Source organism: Nocardioides sp. (assembly GCF_035481145.1).
GTDB lineage: Bacteria > Actinomycetota > Actinomycetes > Propionibacteriales > Nocardioidaceae > Nocardioides.
This window is the reverse complement of record NZ_DATIHB010000147.1, coordinates 14,235-30,539: the sequence shown is the minus strand read 5'-3', so window position 1 is coordinate 30,539 and position 16,305 is coordinate 14,235. Positions and strand designations below refer to the sequence as shown.

Annotated in this window: 15 protein-coding genes; 10 read left to right on the top strand and 5 right to left on the bottom strand. The window is 72.6% G+C overall.

Features of this window, described 5'->3' with window-relative positions; genetic code table 11:
* Positions 1–43 precede the first annotated feature (43 nt).
* Positions 44–1,180 (bottom strand): glycerophosphodiester phosphodiesterase, encoded by a 1,137-nt coding sequence (locus VLF38_RS12510; RefSeq protein ID WP_325271577.1) that lies wholly within the window; start codon positions 1,178–1,180, stop codon positions 44–46.
* Between the two features lie 250 nt (positions 1,181–1,430).
* On the opposite strand from VLF38_RS12510, the gene VLF38_RS12505 reads away from it, so the two are divergent.
* Entirely contained in the window at positions 1,431–2,936 is a 1,506-nt protein-coding gene (locus tag VLF38_RS12505; RefSeq protein WP_325271576.1) for a potassium/proton antiporter, read from the top strand.
* Between the two features lie 125 nt (positions 2,937–3,061).
* On the opposite strand, the gene VLF38_RS12500 is transcribed toward VLF38_RS12505, so the two are convergent.
* Both VLF38_RS12500 and VLF38_RS12495 read right to left on the bottom strand, forming a co-directional pair.
* On the bottom strand, positions 3,062–3,574 hold the full coding sequence (locus VLF38_RS12500; RefSeq protein WP_325271575.1) for a LytR C-terminal domain-containing protein: 513 nt from the start codon (positions 3,572–3,574) through the stop codon (positions 3,062–3,064).
* A 12-nt stretch (positions 3,575–3,586) separates the two neighbouring features.
* Positions 3,587–3,883 (bottom strand): type II toxin-antitoxin system VapB family antitoxin, encoded by a 297-nt coding sequence (locus VLF38_RS12495; RefSeq protein WP_325271574.1) that lies wholly within the window; start codon positions 3,881–3,883, stop codon positions 3,587–3,589.
* 54 nt (positions 3,884–3,937) lie between these two features.
* On the opposite strand from VLF38_RS12495, the gene VLF38_RS12490 reads away from it, so the two are divergent.
* Positions 3,938–4,585: a LysE family translocator gene (locus tag VLF38_RS12490; protein ID WP_325271573.1), complete on the top strand. Its 648-nt coding sequence runs from the start codon at positions 3,938–3,940 to the stop codon at positions 4,583–4,585.
* Between the two features lie 51 nt (positions 4,586–4,636).
* Positions 4,637–6,343, top strand: coding sequence for a helicase HerA-like domain-containing protein (locus VLF38_RS12485; protein ID WP_325271572.1), 1,707 nt, complete (start codon positions 4,637–4,639; stop codon positions 6,341–6,343).
* On the opposite strand, the gene VLF38_RS12480 is transcribed toward VLF38_RS12485, so the two are convergent.
* Complete coding sequence (locus VLF38_RS12480) at positions 6,321–9,122, bottom strand: FtsK/SpoIIIE domain-containing protein (protein ID WP_325271571.1); 2,802 nt, start codon at positions 9,120–9,122, stop codon at positions 6,321–6,323. The genes VLF38_RS12485 and VLF38_RS12480 overlap by 23 nt on opposite strands.
* A 169-nt stretch (positions 9,123–9,291) precedes the next feature.
* On the opposite strand from VLF38_RS12480, the gene VLF38_RS12475 reads away from it, so the two are divergent.
* From VLF38_RS12475 to cobM, 7 genes are read left to right on the top strand one after another with little or no spacing between them, the layout of a single operon-like run.
* On the top strand, positions 9,292–9,606 hold the full coding sequence (locus VLF38_RS12475; protein WP_325271570.1) for a WXG100 family type VII secretion target: 315 nt from the start codon (positions 9,292–9,294) through the stop codon (positions 9,604–9,606).
* A 9-nt stretch (positions 9,607–9,615) separates the two neighbouring features.
* Positions 9,616–9,909, top strand: coding sequence for a WXG100 family type VII secretion target (locus tag VLF38_RS12470; protein ID WP_325271569.1), 294 nt, complete (start codon positions 9,616–9,618; stop codon positions 9,907–9,909).
* 2 nt (positions 9,910–9,911) lie between these two features.
* Positions 9,912–11,150, top strand: a complete 1,239-nt coding sequence (locus tag VLF38_RS12465; RefSeq protein ID WP_325271568.1) for an EsaB/YukD family protein — start codon at positions 9,912–9,914, stop codon at positions 11,148–11,150.
* Positions 11,151–11,175: 25 nt separating this feature from the next.
* A complete protein-coding gene (locus VLF38_RS12460) occupies positions 11,176–12,159 on the top strand; it encodes a cobalamin biosynthesis protein (protein ID WP_325271567.1) in 984 nt (327 codons plus the stop codon).
* A 4-nt stretch (positions 12,160–12,163) separates the two neighbouring features.
* Positions 12,164–13,645: a cobyric acid synthase gene (locus VLF38_RS12455; RefSeq protein ID WP_325271566.1), complete on the top strand. Its 1,482-nt coding sequence runs from the start codon at positions 12,164–12,166 to the stop codon at positions 13,643–13,645.
* The gene (cbiE, locus tag VLF38_RS12450) at positions 13,642–14,853 is read left to right on the top strand and encodes a precorrin-6y C5,15-methyltransferase (decarboxylating) subunit CbiE (protein WP_325271565.1); all 1,212 of its coding nucleotides are present in this window, start codon (positions 13,642–13,644) and stop codon (positions 14,851–14,853) included. Before VLF38_RS12455 ends, cbiE begins: the two co-directional genes overlap by 4 nt.
* On the top strand, positions 14,850–15,599 hold the full coding sequence (cobM, locus tag VLF38_RS12445) for a precorrin-4 C(11)-methyltransferase (RefSeq protein ID WP_325271564.1): 750 nt from the start codon (positions 14,850–14,852) through the stop codon (positions 15,597–15,599). Before cbiE ends, cobM begins: the two co-directional genes overlap by 4 nt.
* On the opposite strand, the gene VLF38_RS12440 is transcribed toward cobM, so the two are convergent.
* Positions 15,566–16,291, bottom strand: a complete 726-nt coding sequence (locus tag VLF38_RS12440) for a TetR/AcrR family transcriptional regulator (protein WP_325271563.1) — start codon at positions 16,289–16,291, stop codon at positions 15,566–15,568. The two genes, cobM and VLF38_RS12440, sit on opposite strands and share 34 nt — an antisense overlap.
* Positions 16,292–16,305 lie beyond the last annotated feature (14 nt).

The following is a 16,305-nucleotide window of genomic DNA, read 5'->3' as shown; positions in this document are numbered from 1 at the left end:
GCGCATGCGTGGTGCAGGTTCGCGCCGCCTCGACGTAGGTGGTTCAGTCCAGCCAGGCGTCGCGCGCGGCGACGGCGAGGTCGGGGTGGTCGCTGAAGATGCCGTCGACGCCCGCATCGAGGAAGGCACGGGTCTCCGCTGCCAGGTCGCCGTGCGCGTTCGGGTCGGTGCCGACGCGGAAGTTGGTCGCCATGAACTGGTTCTCCGCCCGCAGCGTCCACACGTGCACGACGAGGCCCTCGGCGTGCGCGTCGCCGACCAGGGCGGACGGCGTCGTCGTGGCCCCCGCGCTGCGCGGCAGCACGAGGTTCTTGTTGGCGCCCACGCCGTCGGCGTACGTCGCGATGTCGGCCAGCCCCGCCGGGGTGGTCAGGTCGCGGTAGGTCCGTGGGTCGCCGGTGGCGGTGAAGTCCCACGGTGCTCCGGATGCGTCCACGAGCTGCGCGATCGGGGTGTCGACCAGCGTGTCGAGCTCGCGGAGGTTCGCGGTCTCGAAGGACTGCAGGATCGCCGGGTCGTCGGCATCGTCGAGGTCGGCCTTGCGGAGCGCGGCGACGAGCGGCTCCTCGAGGCTGAGCCCGATCGTGTCGAAGTACGACGGGTGCTTGGTCTCCGGGTAGACGCCGATCGTGCGTCCGTGGCGCCGCGACTCCGCGCGGACCAGGTTGAGCACCTCCCGGAGCGTCGGCACCTCGAACCTCCCGTCGTACGCCGTGTTGGCCGGCCGGACCTGGGGGAGGCGCTCCTTCGCACGGAGGGTCTTGAGCTCGGCCAGGGTGAAGTCCTCGGTGAACCAGCCGGTGATGCGCGCGCCGTCGATCACCTTCGTCGTCCGGCGGTCGGCGAACTCCGGGTGGTCGGCCACGTCGGTGGTGCCGCCGATCTCGTTCTCGTGGCGGGCGACGAGCACGTGGTCCTTGGTCGAGACCAGGTCCGGCTCGACGTAGTCGGCGCCCTGCGCGATGGCGAGGCGGTACGCCGCGAGGGTGTGCTCGGGGCGGTGGCCCGACGCGCCACGGTGTCCGATGACGAGCGGCTCCGCGACGAGGGGAGCGGTGACGGTCGTGGTGTCGCCGGAGGCGAGCGAGGCCGGGTCCGCGGCGTACGCGGCGGTGGCGCTGAGGGGCAGGGCGGACGTGAGGAGGACGGCGAGAGCGCGGCCCGAGCGGCGTGAGTTCATGGGGCCGAGGCAAACAGGGCCGCGTGACCTCGTGGTCGCCTGCCGGTGAACCCTGACCGAACGTGAGCCCTGGCCTCCTACGCGGCGCCCTGCGGGCGCCCGGACTGCGTTGTCGTCAGTCGGCGATGCTTCGCATCGCCTCCCTCCTCCGCCTTGCCGGGCACTCCGCAGACCGCCGCTCGCAACGGCCCTGACTTGTGGGACGTGCCCTAGGCTGTGATCCCGCCGCCTATGACGCCGAGGTGACCTCTTGACCTTCGACGCCCACCAGCTCGACATCGCGTTGCTGGCGGGTTCGGCGATCACACTCCTGGCGATCCTCGCGGTCCGTCTCTCGGCCGGGCTGGGGCTCCCGTCCCTCCTGCTCTACCTGCTCATGGGCGTCGTGCTCGGTGAGTCGGTCATCGGCATCCAGTTCGACGACGCCCAGCTCGCGCACGCGCTCGGCTTCGGGGCGCTCGTCCTGATCCTCGGCGAAGGTGGACTGACCACCTCGTGGGAGGGGATCAAGCCCTCGATGCGGCTGGGGGTCCTGCTCGCGACCGTGGGCGTGGCGATCTCGGTCGGGTTGATGACGCTCTTCGGCCACTACCTGCTCGGCCTCGACTGGAGGCTCGCCGCACTGCTCGGTGCTGCCATCTCCGCGACCGACGCCGCTGCCGTCTTCAGCGTCCTGCGCACCGTTCCGCTCCCACGCCGCATCACCGGCGCCCTCGAGGCTGAGTCCGGCCTCAACGACGCGCCCGTCGTCGTCCTGGTCGTGCTGCTCTCCTCGGGTGCCGACACCTCGCACGGCATCGCCTCGATGGTCGGCCTGGTCGTCTACGAGCTCGTCGTCGGCGTCCTGCTCGGCCTCGCGGTCGGCTTCCTCGGCGCCTGGACGATGGGCCGCGCCGCTCTGCCGGCGTCCGGCCTCTACCCGCTCGCGGTCCTCTCCTTCTGCATCCTCGCGTACGCCGGCGGTGCCGCCATCCACGCCTCCGGCTTCGCCGCGGTGTACGTCGCGGCGCTGGTGCTCGGCAACGCCGAGCTGCCCCACCGTGCGACGACGCGGTCGTTCGCCGAGGGCGTGGCCTGGATGGCGCAGATCGGACTCTTCGTCATGCTGGGCCTGCTGCTTTCGCCGGGCCGGATCACCCCGTCGACGATCGCGCTGGCGATGGTGGCCGGTGCCCTGCTGACGCTCGTGGCCCGCCCCATCTCGGTCTACGTCTCGGCCCTTGGCTCGGGGCTGGGCCGGCGCGAGAGGGCGTTCCTCTCCTGGGCCGGCCTGCGTGGTGCGGTGCCGATCGTCTTCACGACCATCCCGCTCGCCGAGGGCATCGACGGTGGTGAGCGCCTCTTCGACATCGTCTTCGTGATGGTCGTCGTCTTCACCCTCGTCACCGGCCCGACGCTGCCCTTCGTCGCCCGCTTCCTCGGCGTCGCCCAGCAGGCGGAGCCGCGCGAGGTCGCGATCGAGGCTGCTCCTCTCGAACGGATTGCGGCCGACCTCCTCCAGGTCCGGGTCACCTCGCGCTCGAAGATGCACGGCGTCGAGGTCGGCGAGCTCCGGCTACCCCGCGGCGCGTCGGTCTCCCTCATCATCCGCGACGGTGAGCTGAAGGTGCCCGAACGGCGCTCGGTCCTGCGCCACGGTGACGAGCTGCTCGTCGTCACCCCACGCAAGCACCGCCACGCCACCGAGGAACGGCTCCGCCTGGTCGCCCGCGGTGGCCGGCTCGCCCAGTGGCTCGGCAGCGACCCTGCCGAGTAGCGAAGCACAGCCCTGGGTCGCCGAGGCGGCGCGAACCTGCATGCTTTGGGTGTCGAGGCGGCGCGAACCTGCACGCGTTGGTCGCCGAGGCGGCGCGAACCTGCACGCTGCCGCAGGGTGTGGGGTCAGGGGACCTTGGGGCCGCAGATGAAGGTGTCGGCCTGGGCCACGACTGCGCCGACCCGGCGCGGCCACCGACCGAGCTGGTCGCCGACGACGACGACGATCCCGTCACCGAGCGAGGGCTTGCCGTCGATGATGGGAGTGCCAGCACCGAACTGCGCTGCCACGAGCTTCGCGGCGGGGCTGGACGGGTCGGCCCAGATCTCGACCTTCTTCACGCCCGCGGTGCCGGCGTTGCCCGTGTCGCCCGGCGCGAAACCCCGCTTCATGAACCGCTTCATCGCGTTGCTGGCGCCGCCCGGCTTCCGGCCGGCGTTGTAGACGCTGACCACCACCTCGCTCGGGTAGACCTTCTGCCCGGCCGTCACCTGCGTGTCGACGCAGGCGGACGAGCCGTCGTACGACGTCAGCGGGGGGAAGGGTCGTGTCACCCAGTAGAGGCCGAGCACCAGCATCAGCAGCGTCAGCCCGATCAGGGCCGCCAGCGTGCCGCCGGGAGTCTCACGCGTTTCCATCATCGCTCCTGATCAGTCGTCGAGCTCGAGCACACGGGCGTGGACGACATGGCGCTGCTGCAGTGCGGCCCGGAGGGCGCGGTGCAGGCCGTCCTCGAGGTAGAGCTCGCCCCGCCACTTCACCACGTGGGCGAAGAGATCACCGAAATAGGTCGAGTCCTCGTCGAGGAGCGAGGTCAGCCGGAGCGTGTCCCTCGTGGTGACCAGGTTGTCGAGGCGCACCTGTCGGGGAGGCACCCTGGTCCAGGCCTGGGACGTCGTCCCGTGCTCGGGGTAGGGCCGACCGTCGCCGACGCGCTTGAAGATCACGCCCGCGATCCTAATCGGATTGCCTGGAGGCAGGTCGCCGCCCACAATCAGGGAGTGCCCGACCTCGCCCAGCTGACCGCGTTCCTCATCGCCTCGATCCTCTTCATCCAGGTGCCCGGTCCGTCGCTCCTCTTCACGATCGGTCGCGCGCTGACCGTCGGGCGGGCTGACGCGCTCTGGTCCGTCGTCGGCAACGCGCTCGGCCTCTTCGTCCAGGTCCTCGGCGTCACCCTCGGCCTCGGAGCCCTGGTCGCGACCTCGGCCGCCGCCTTCACGGTGCTCAAGCTCGTCGGAGCGGTGTACGTCGTGTGGCTCGGAATCCAGGCGATCCGCCACCGTGGGGACGCGAGGGCCGCGATGCTCTCCGCTGACGGCGGAGCACGGCGTACGTCGGCGGCGGCGTCGGTGCGCACCGGGTTCGTCGTCGGGACGACGAACCCGAAGACGATCGTCTTCTTCGCGGCGTTCCTCCCCCAGTTCCTCAACGAGTCGGCCTCCGCCGCGCCGCAGCTGCTGGTCCTCGGGCTTCTCTTCTCAGTGATGGCCGTCGCCTCGGACTCGGTCTGGGTGCTCGTCGCGTCGCGCGCGCGTGCCTGGTTCGCGCGCAAGCCGCAGCGCCTTGACCGGATGGGCGCGGCGGGCGGCGTGATGATGATCGGTCTCGGTGCGACGTTGGCGACCACCGGTTCGACCTCGCACTGACCCTGCGCGGCCTCCTGCGCAGCAGGCGGGGTGCGATCTAGGCTTCGCGCCATGACCGACAAGCCGGCCGAGCAGGCCTCCGAGCAGACCGCCGAGCAGCCCTCCGTCCCGGCGGCTGAGGCCGCCGCCCCCGCTTCGCCGGCTGCCCCCGCGGCGCCGGCTCCGTCCGCGCCGGCCCCCGCGGCGGGCAACAAGCTCGCCGACGCGATCAGGCCGGGCTATGCGTTCGAGGGCGCCGCTCTCGAGCTGGGTGGCCTGATGGCCGACGTGACGACGCTGACCGACGTCCGGATCCGGATCCCGCTCGGGATGCTCAACCGCCACGGTCTCGTGGCCGGCGCGACCGGCACCGGCAAGACGAAGACCCTCCAGCTCCTCGCCGAGCAGCTCAGCAGCAACGGCGTCGCGGTCTTCGCTGCCGACATCAAGGGCGACCTCTCCGGCCTCTCGGTGCCCGGCGAGGGTGGCGAGAAGATCACCGCACGCGCCGCCTCGGTCGGACAGGAGTGGACGGCCCAAGGATTCCCGACGGAGTTCTTCGCCCTCGGGGGAGAGGGCACGGGCACTCCGGTGCGGGTGACGATGAAGGAGTTCGGGCCGACGCTCCTGGCGAAGGTGCTCGGCCTCAATGCGACCCAGGAGTCGAGCCTCGGCCTGGTCTTCCACTACGCCGAGCAGGCCGGTCTGGCGCTCGTCGACCTGGCCGACCTACGGGCGGTCGTGAAGTTCCTGACCAGCGATGCGGGAAAGCCCGCGCTCGAGGACCTCGGCGGCCTCTCGTCGGCGACCGCGGGCGTCATCCTCCGCGAGCTGATCGCCTTCTCCGACCAGGGCGCCGACCTCTTCTTCGGCAAGCCCGAGTTCGACGTCGCCGACTTCCTCCAGGTGAAGGACGGCAAGGGCGTCATCTCGTTGATGGAGCTGCCGAACCTGCAGGATCGTCCGGCCGTCTTCTCGACGTTCCTCATGTGGCTGCTCGCCCAGCTCTTCCGGTCGCTACCGGAGGAAGGCGACCTCGACAAGCCGAAGCTGGTCTTCTTCTTCGACGAGGCACACCTGCTCTTCGCCGACGCGTCGAAGGACTTCCTCGCGCTGATCACGCAGACCGTGCGGCTGATCCGCTCGAAGGGAGTCGGCGTCTTCTTCGTGACCCAGTCGCCCACCGACGTGCCCGACGACGTGCTGGCCCAGCTTGGTTCGCGGGTGCAGCACCAGCTGCGCGCCCACACTCCCAACGACGCGAAGGCGCTGAAGGCCACCGTCAACACCTATCCGGACAGCGAGTACGCCGATCTGGGCGAGGTCATCACCTCCCTCGGTATCGGCGAGGCTGTCGTGACCGTCATGAACGAGCGCGGCGCACCGACCCCAGTGGCGTGGACCCGCCTGCGCGCACCCGAATCACTCATGGACCCCGCTCCCGCAGCCGAGATGGAGGCGGCGGTCAAGGCGAGCGCGTTGTACGCGAAGTACGCCCAGGTCGAGGAGACCGAGTCGGCGGCCGACACGCTCGGCGCCCAGGAGGCCGCATCGGCCAAGGCAGCCGAGGAGTCCGCGGCCGCGGCGAGCAAGGCGAAGGCGGAGAAGCAGGCTGACAAGTCCGCGTCGAAGCCTCGGGCGAAGGGCAAGCAGGGTGGCGCCATCGCGAACGCCGCGTGGAACAGCGCCGACGACCTCGCGGCGGCCCTGGCGCCCCGCGGCAAGAAGCAGCTGGCTCGCAACGTCACGAACATCCTCAAGAGCGTCTTCCGGCGCTGACGGAGGACGCGCCCGCCGGGCGCGTGACGGCCGCCAGGAAGTGGTGACCGTCAGGGGTCAGCCCGTGGCCCGGACCTCGGGGTACCGCCTCGGCCAGCCTGCGGCCGTGGAGTGACTCCATCGGGTCGCCGAGCCTGAGCTCGAGCTTGGTGCCGACGACGTCACGGAGCGAGGGCCGGAGGTCGCCCCAGCGGGTGGCGCTCACGAGGAGATGGACGCCTGAGGCGAGCGACTCCTGCGCAAGGGTCACCAGATCGTGCTCGACGTCGGGCCACTGGTCGCGGAGCGTCGACCAGCCGTCGACCACGACATGGACCTCGGGGTCGGCCGGCGTGCGCCCGGCCCGGCGTCGAGCGACCTCCTCGGCGAGCTCGGCGACGAGGGCCCGGAGCTCTGCAGCCTGGCCACGGCCGACGTGGCTGACCACCTCGGACAGCCGGTCGAGCCCGGCCAGCGCGCCGCCGAGGTCGACCACCGCGAAACGGACCTGCCCGGGGTCGGCTGTCGCCACGAGCCCGTGGACGAGGGTGGCAAGCAGCGAACTGCGGCCGGTGCGGGGAGCGCCGACGACAGCCACGTGCCCCGCAGTGCCCCGGAGGTCGAGAAGGAACGGAGCGTGCCGCTGCTCCCGGGGACGGTCCACCATGCCGACGGGAAGCCGGCCGGGGCCCGGCCTGTCGACCGCGGCGAGCAGGGCCGTGAGGTCGACGGGGTCCGAGAGCGGTGGGGTCCAGAGCGCCCGCGCGCTGCGCCCGGCGCCGGCGCGCTGCCGGGCCGAGGTCACGACCCGGTCGAGCAGGGGCGGGGTCTCCACCAGAAGGGCGCCAGGGTCACGCACGGGCGCTGCGGTGAACGGCAGGACCTGGCCACCGGGGACCCTCGTGCGGCCCGACGCGGAGACGAGCAGGCCCTGGAAGCGGACCGGCTCTTCGGGGCCGGTCCGCAGGTAGCCACCACCCGGAGAGGCGGGCAGCTGGTGCGCATCGGGCACGCCGATCACTGCACGCGACTCGGCGGCCGAGAAGGTGCGCAGCGCAATGCGATAGCCCAGGTGTGACTCGAGGCCACGAAGCCGTCCTTCGTCGAGCCGTTGCGAGGCGAGCAGCAGGTGCACACCCAAGGAACGCCCCACGCGTCCGATGCCGGCGAAGAGCTCGGCGAGGTCGGGACGGGCCGCCAGCAGCTCGGTGAACTCGTCGACGACCACCACCAGTGTCGGCAGCTCGTCGCCGAGCTCGCGGGCGCTGCTCCGCCCCGCGGCGCGCAGCACTTCCTGGCGCCGGGTGAGCTCACCGGCGAGGGCATCCTGCATACGGTCGACGAGCGCGAGGTCGTCGACGAGGTTGGTGATCAGGCCTGAGGTGTGGGGCAGCTCCGCCAGGCCGGCGAACGTCGCGCCACCCTTGAAGTCGACCAGCAGGAAGGTGACCTCCTCGGGTGCGTGTCTGACCGCCAGACCCGTGACCAGCGTCCGGAGGAGCTCGGACTTGCCGCTCCCGGTTGCGCCGATGAGGAGGCCGTGCGGCCCGTGACCGCCCGCTGCCGGCTCGCGCAGGTCGAGGTGGACCGCGCCGCCGGCCGGATCAGTGCCGATGGGGACGCGTAGCGGCTCGCGTGGACCTCGTCGGAGCAGGGCCAGGGCATCGCGCGGGCCCTCGGCGGTCGTCGCGGCCGTGAGCCGCCGCGCGAAGGCGCTCGCGGTGGCCATGTCGCAGGCGTCGACCGCGAGATCCTCCGGTGTGACATCAGCGCCGTCGCGCAGGACGCGGGCGGGGGACCCGAGCACCAGCGCCGTGCCTCCCGGTGTTGTGTCCTGCGGTGCAGTCGCCGAGCCGAGGCGGACCAGTGTCGTGTCCGGCCGTGCCGTCGACCGTCCCGAACCGGCGGGAGCAGGTGCGCGCTCGTCGAGGACGAGCAGATGCGCCCCCGGCGTACGCACGGCATCGAGCTCTGCCTCGGCGCGGAGCAGGAGACGGGCTGCACCGACCCCGTCGGTCTCGGTCGGCGACCCGTGGTGGGGGAGCCACTTGAGCCACTCCCAGGCGATGGCGGCTTCGTCGTGGCCCGCTGTGGCCTCGGGGTCGAGGAGCGCGGCGATACGCAACAGGCGCGCCTCGCGGCCCCGGACTGCGGAGCAGACCAGCGCGCGAGCGGTCGCGCGCCTCTCCTCGGCAGGACCCAGCAGCACGATCTCGGGGGTCGTACGGAGGTCGATCTCGACCGGCAGGCCGCTCAGCTGAGCGTGTGTCGCGACGAAGCGGTCGAGCGCTCGCTGGGCGACGGCGTCGGGTGGCTGGCCAGCGACCGGCTCCGGCACCTCGAGCTGCAGGACGAAAGGACCGGTTGCGCTGCCGATGCGCACGTCGAGGGTCGCGCGCGGGGCAGGGAGTGGATCGGTGAGCAGCAAGACCGGTGACGGGTGCCGGCGCAGTGCCCGCTCGCGCTGAGCTCGGGCCGCGACACGCACGGCCTCGCGCGCCCGAGCGAGATGGACGAGGTGGTCCTCCCGGCTCATGCCGGAGAGATCACGCCGCTGACGGCGCTGACGCTCGACCTGCAGCACCACGAAGGCGAGGGTGACGACCAGGAAGAGGCCGGCCGCCACGAGGCTGCGGGTGCGCATCGCCCCCGAGCCGGCGAGGCCGGACGAGGCCACGAGTCCGACGGACCCCAGACCGCCGAGGGCGGGCAAGGCGAGGAGCAGGGCGCCCCCGTCCTTCGGGCGCATCGGCGGAGGCGCGGGGAGGCGGAGCGCCTGGCGCTGGTCGGTCGTGGTCATGGTCGCGACGCTAGGTCGGACCACTGACATCTGCCTCCCACTGCCCGCGGGCCTGTGGAGAAGCCGTCCGTCGAGCCACCCCTGTGGACAGCGCTGGATCACCGCGGCGCCTCTCGGGCATCCACCCGGTACGACGTCACGACAGCGTGACCAGAGGAAGGGAAGCGCGATGAGCACTGGTGCAGGGATCGGCAAGGGAGACGGGGTGGTCCTCGCGGCCGCGGCCGATGTGGGACAGACCCGTTCGGCGCTGCAGGGAGACCTCACTGCCCTGCGCGCACGGCTGGACGACCTCGCGGGGCAGTGGGAGGGGCGCGGCCACCGCGCGTTCATGAACGCCGTCGACTCCTGGCAGGCGACGGCGGACCGGGTGGTACGCAGCCTCGACGACTTCGAGGAGCAGCTGCGGGCCACCGAGTCGACGTACGACGAGGCGGAGGACCAGGTCGCCGTCGCCCTCGGCCGCTTCGCTGGTCAGGGCTGAGGTGACGTGATGAGCGGGATCCTCAAGGTCGGGCACGCGGCCCTCGACGATGCGTCCGCGGGTCTGCGGTCGGCTGCTGCCGGCATCGAGACGACGCTGGACGACCTGGCCCGACGGCTCATGGCCCGGGCCCCTGACTGGACCGGGCAGGCCTCCGACTCCTTCGACGAAGCGCGCCGCCACTGGGACGCGGCGATGCGGGACATGAAGGAGGTGCTCCACGCCATCGGCCTCGCGGTAGCGTCGGCCAACGACCAGTACCGAGCGGCGGAGTCGGCCAACGCGCGCAGGTTCGGCGGCTGAGCATGCCGGGGCTGGTCCGCGTCCGGGTGGTGGCCGGCGCAAGCACGTCCTTCGACCTGGCCCTGCCGGGCGCCCTGCCGGTCGCCGATCTGCTGCCTGAGCTCTCCCGCCTCGCGAGCCTCTCGTCCGCCGCCCGCCTCTACACCGCGAGCGGCCGTGAGCTCGCGGTCACGACGGGCCTGGCGGAGCAACAGGTCGCCGATGGCTCGGTCCTCGCCCTGGTCCCCGTCGGTGTCGGACCAGCCGCAGAGGACGATCTTGCCGAAGCGCTCGCCGCCCAGGTCGGAGCAGAGGTCCTCGGCTGGCACGTCCGCCTGGTGCGTCCGGTGGCGCTGACGGTGGCGGTGCTGCTGCTCTCCACGGGCGGTGCGGCGCTCGCTCGGGGCCCGTCGTGGTCGGGAGCGGTGGCCGCTGCGGCCGTCGTCCTGCTCGGCGGCGCCGCCGGCTTCGCCGTTCGACGGCGTCACGAGCGGCTCCTGGCTGCTGCGGCCGGCTGGGCGGCCACCGGGTTCGCGGCCGTCGCCGGGGAGCAGTACGCCGGACCGGTCGCCGCCTGCGTGGCGGCGACGGGCACGGCCCTCGTGCTGGCACGGGCGCTGCGCGAGGTGGGAGTGCTGCTGCTGCCCGCGGTGGCGGCCGCCGTCGTCCTCGGCTGCCTGGCGCTGCTCGGGAGGGGCGCCGGGCTCGAGGCCGGGCTGGTGGCCGCGCTGGGCCTGACCGGCACCGCTCTGCTCGTGCCGTCGCTGCCCCGTCTGGCGCTGCTCGCAACCCGTGAGGAGCCCCGTTCCGCGCGGGAGCTGCTCCGCGCCATGCTCGCGGCGACATGGCTGACGATGGTGGTGCTGGCGGCACCGACGGCGGCCTCCGGGGGTGCCGGCGCGCTGCTGGCGGCGGTGGTCGGCGTCCTGGCTGCCTGCCGGGGGTCGCGGCACCACGGCGCGGTCGAGGTCCTGTCGGGCATCGCCACGGGCGTGGTGATCGCGCTCGTGGCCGCCGTCGTGACGCTCCTTCGCCAGCCCGAGTGGGCCGGCACGGTCGGCTTCGGCTGCCTCGTGGTCGCCGGAGCGGCCTGTGCCGTCGCGCTCTTCGCACCCGGGAGCGGAGCCCGAGATGAGGGGGGCGACCCACGTCTTGCGCTTGCGATCGATCGCCTGGAGGCGGTCGGGCTGGTCTCGCTGGTGCCGTTGCTGGTGGGAGTCGGGGGTGTCGTTCCGCTGGTGACCGGCTTCCTCGGCGGGTGAGCGTGACGACGTAGGCTCCCGGTCCGTGAAGGGGAACGCTGGAGCAGTGCGTGCAGCAGGACTGCTGGCGGGCTATGCGCTCGACGTCGCCCTCGGCGACCCGCAGCGCCACCACCCCGTCGCCCTCTTCGGCACGGGCGCCCGCCGCCTCGAGCACCGGGTCCACGCCGACTCACGTGCCGTCGGCACCGGCTACACCGTGGCCCTGGTCGGTGGCACGGTGCTCGGCACAGTCGGGGTGCAGCGCGTCCTCCACGGAGCGGTGCGCCGTGCCGTGCCGGGCGGCGCGCAGTGCGCCGGGAGCCTCGCCGAGTTCGCGACGGTGGCCGCCGCGACCTTCGTCGCGCTCGGAGGCACCTCGTTGGTCCGCGAAGGTGACGCGATGGCGCACTTGCTCGCGTCCGACGACGTGCCCGGAGCGCGCAGGCGGCTGAGCCACCTCTGCGCCCGCGACGCCACCGACCTGACGCCGGACGAGCTGGCCCGCGCCACGGTCGAGTCGCTCGCCGAGAACACCTCCGACGCCGTCGTCGCGCCGCTGGTCTGGGGCGGACTCCTGGGTGCCCCGGGCTTGCTGGGCTACCGCGCGGCCAACACACTCGACGCGATGGTCGGCTATCGCTCGCCCCGCTACCGCAACTTCGGGTGGGCAAGCGCGCGCCTCGATGACCTGCTCAACCTGCTGCCCGCCCGTCTCGCCGCCTTCCTCGTCTTCGTCGTCACCGGACGCCGGGAGGCGCTGACCGTCTGGCGGCGCGACGCCGGCCTGCACCCCTCGCCCAACGCCGGGCCGGTGGAGGCCGCCACGGCGGGAGCACTCGGCGTACGGCTGGGAGGGACGAACACCTACGACGGCGAGGCCGAGGCACGCGGGGTCCTCGGCGACGGGCGCGCCGTGGAGGTCCGCGACGTGGCCCGCGCCAACCGTCTCTCCCGGCAGGTCTCCGCCGCCGCGGTGCTCGTCGCGGCGGGCACCGCGCTCGTGATCGGCCGGCGTGGACGAGAATGACGCCGTGACCACCCAGACGCGCGGGCTGCTCTTCGCCGGCACCACCTCCGACGCGGGCAAGAGCCTTGTGACGGCGGCGGCGTGCCGGCTCTTCGCGCGCAACGGGATCAAGGTCGCGCCGTTCAAGAGCCAGAACATGAGCAACAACTCGATGGTCTGCGCCGACGGCTCCGAGATCGGCCGTGCCCAGTGGCTCCAGGCGGTCGCCGCGGGGGTCGAGCCCGAGACGGCGATGAACCCGGTCCTGCTCAAGCCCGGCTCCGACCGTCGTAGCCACATCGTCCTGCTCGGCCAGCCGGCGGGCACGCTGGAGGCGGGGGAGTTCGCCACCGGTCGCGCTCATCTGGCCAGGGCGGCCTTCGAGGCCTACCGCGACCTCGCCTCGCGCTACGACGTCGTCCTCGCCGAGGGCGCGGGCTCCCCGGCCGAGGTCAACCTGCGCGGCGGCGACTACGTCAACATGGGCCTCGCTCGCGAGATGGGCCTGCCGGTCGTCGTCGTCGGCGACATCGACCGCGGTGGTGTCCTGGCGGCGATGTTCGGCACGCTCGGGATGCTCGACCCGGCCGACCAGGTCCACCTCAAGGGATGGATCGTCAACAAGTTCCGCGGTGATCTCTCCCTGCTGCGCCCCGGGCTCACCACGCTCGAGGAGCGCACCGGCCGCCCGGTGCTCGGGGTCGTCCCTTGGCTCACCGACCTCTGGCTCGACTCCGAGGACGCCCTGGCGATCGGGGCGTGGCCGCAGGCAGAGACACCCACGCTGCGGGTCGCCGCGATCCGCTTCCCGCGGATCTCCAACGCCACGGACCTCGATGCGCTCGCGGCAGAGCCAGGCGTCGCGGTCACCTTCACCACCTCGGCCAGCGAGCTCGCCGACGCCGACCTCGTCGTCCTCCCCGGATCCCGCGCGACGATGAGCGACCTCGCCTGGCTCCGTTCGCGCGGGCTCGACGAGGCGATCGCGCGCCGTGTAGCCGAGGGCAGGCCGGTCCTCGGGATCTGCGGCGGCAACCAGATGCTCGCCGGCACGATCCACGATCCGCACGGCATCGAGTCCGGGGGTGAGTCGCCGGGCCTCGGACTCCTCCCGACCCGCGTCGACTTCGGTGTCGAGAAGCTCCTCGGCCGTCCCGAGGGCACCTGGCGCGGCGAGCACGTCGCGGCGTACGAGATCCACCACGGCGTGACCACGCTCGACCCCGACCAACCAGGATCCAGCGACGCCGAGCCGTTCCTCGACGGCTTCAGCAGCGGAGCGGTCTGGGGCACGACGTGGCACGGTGCATTCGAGTCCGACGGCTTCCGGCGGGCGTTCGTCTCCGAGGTCGCCTCCCGCACCGGCTCCCCGTGGACGCCCGAACCCGGCGCTCCCGGCTACGCCGACCGGCGCGAGGACATGCTCGACCGGCTCGCCGACGCCCTCGACGAGGCGGTCGGGTTCCAGCCGCTGCTCGACCTGGTCGACGGAGGAGTGCACGCATGAACCGCATCGTCGTGGTCGGCATCGGAGCCGACGGCTGGGCGGGGCTGACCGACGCCGCCCGCGAGGCGATCCAGCACGCAGGCGTCGTCATCGGGGGCGCCCGCCAGCTCGACCTGCTGCCCGGGACGGTCAGCGCCGAGCGCGTCATCTGGCCCTCGCCGCTACGCCCCGCGGTGAAGAAGCTCGCCGAGGAGTACGCCGAGCGCGGCCTGGTCGTGCTCGCCAGCGGTGACCCGATGCACCACGGCATCGGCCGCACGCTGACCGAAGAGCTCGGCCCTCACGCGCTCCGGATCATCAGCCACCCCGGTGCGGTCAGCCTCGCGTGCGCACGGATGGGCTGGCCTGTCGAGTCCACGCCGGTCGTCTCCACGCTGACCACCCCGCTCGCGATCGTGATGCGCCACGCCGGCGCGGGCCAGCACCTCCTCGTCCTCAACCGCGACACCTCCACGCCGGCAGCGCTGGCGGCGTTCCTCACCGCACACGGTTTCGGTGGCTCCCGGATCACGGTCCTCGCCGACCTCGGTGGCACCGAGCGGAGCCTGCGCGGCTTCGCCGACCAGGCCGACTACTGGGCGGCTCAACTACCCGAGAGCGTCAGCGTCAGCGCAATCGAGTTCGCCGGGCCGCGCCCGGTCCAGGAGACCCCGGGCCTGCCGGACGACCTCTTCGAGACCGACGGCCAACTGACCAAGCGCCACGTCCGCGCGCTCACCCTTGCCGCCCTCGCGCCGCGTCCGGGCGAGCTGTTGTGGGACGTCGGCGGCGGCTCCGGCTCGATCGCGATCGAGTGGCTCCGCGCCCACGACACCACCCGCGCCATCACGGTCGAGCGCGACCAGACGCGGGTTGGCCGGATCGTCCGCAACGCCGCGAGCCTCGGCGTACCCCGGCTGCAGGTCGTCACCGGTGACGCGCCGGCGGCGCTCGCGGAGCTGTCGACGCCTGACGTCGTCTTCGCCGGCGGTGGCCTGACCGCTCGTGGCGTCTTCGATGCCTGCTGGTCGGCGCTCCCGGTCGGCGGCCGGTTCGTGACCAACGCCGTGACGCTCGAGTCGCAGGCGCTCGTCATGCGCCTGCAGAAGGAGCACGGCGGCGAGCTGGTCAAGATCGACGTCGCGCAGACGACTCCGGTCGGTGGTTTCACCGGCTGGCGCGCCGCGATGACCGTGGTCCAGTGGATCGCCCAGAAGGAGAAGCAGTGACCGTCCACTTCGTCGGTGCGGGCCCGGGTGCCCCCGACCTGATCACCGTGCGCGGCCTCCGGCTGCTGCAGACCGCCGAGGTCGTCATGTACGCCGGCGCGCTGGTGCCCGAGGAGCTCCTCGCCGAGGTGCCGGCCGGGGCCCGGAAGGTCGACACGCAGCACCTCGACCTGGCCGAGATCGTCACGGTCTTCGAGGAGGCGCACGCGGCGGGGCACGACGTCGTACGCCTCCACTCGGGAGACCTGTCGCTCTACTCCGCGGTGGCCGAGCAGGCCCGTCGCCTCGAGGCGCTCGGCATCGACTACGACCTGTGCCCCGGCGTGCCCGCGTATGCGGCTGCCTCCGCAGCGCTCGGCCTCGAGCTGACCGTGCCGGAGGTCAACCAGTCGGTCGTCCTCACCCGGCTGAGCCGTCAGGCCAGCAAGATGCCGCCGCGCGAGACGCTGGCCAACCTCGGCTCCGCCGGCGCGCTGATCGTGCTCCACCTGGCCACGCACCTGGTCGACGAGGTGGTCGCCGAACTGCTGCCCAACTATGGCGAGAAGTGCCCGGCCGCCGTCGTCTTCCAGGCCTCCCAGCCCGAGCAGCTGATCCTGCGCGGCACCCTCGGCGACATCGCCCAGCAGGTCAAGGACGCCGGGCTGAAGCGGAGTGCCGTCATCCTCGTCGGCCGCTCGCTCGCCGCGGCCGGCTTCCGCGACTCGCACCTCTACAGCTGCGACCGCGACCGCGCCCTCGGCTGATCCACCCTGCGCGGCGCCCGGCGAGCAGCCGGCACAGCGCTGGGCTCCCCCGAGACGACGGCGGCGACGCGGGCGGGGTCTGCGCCGGACCCGATCATCAGGGCGATGAAGACCAGGTCGAACGTCGCTGTCGCCGGTGGCGGCATCGCTGCGGTGTAGCCCGCCAGCTCGACCAGCACTGCGCCGTGGGTGGCGCTCCACCCCGCCAGTGCGAGGTCGTAGGCCGGGGCCGCGGCGAGCTCTCCCGCGTCGAGTGCCCTCTCCACGGCGGTGACGACCTCCGCGAACGCCTCCGTGCCGATCAGCAGCGCCTCGCCGGTGCGGATGTAGCCCCCGACGGGTGCCGTGGCGTACATCGCCCGGAACAGGTGCGGGCGGCTCAGGGCGAACTGCCGGTACGCGGTGAGCAGGCCCCAGAGCCCGGCCAGCGGGTCCTCCACCTCCCGGGCCTGCGCGAGCGTGCGCTGCAGTTGCTGGAAGCCGTCAGTCACGATCGCCTCGACGACGTGGCCCAGCGACCCGAACGCCGTGTAGACGGCCATGGTCGAGGCACCGATCTCGTCGCCGATGCGCTTCGTGGTCAGGGCCTGGGGGCCGTCGGACTCAAGGAGACCGAGGGCGGCCGCGACGATCGCGGAACGCTGCGCCTCGCGCTTCGTGCTCCGCGGCGTTGCGGGCGTCACGTCGGTCATGCGTTCCACCCAAA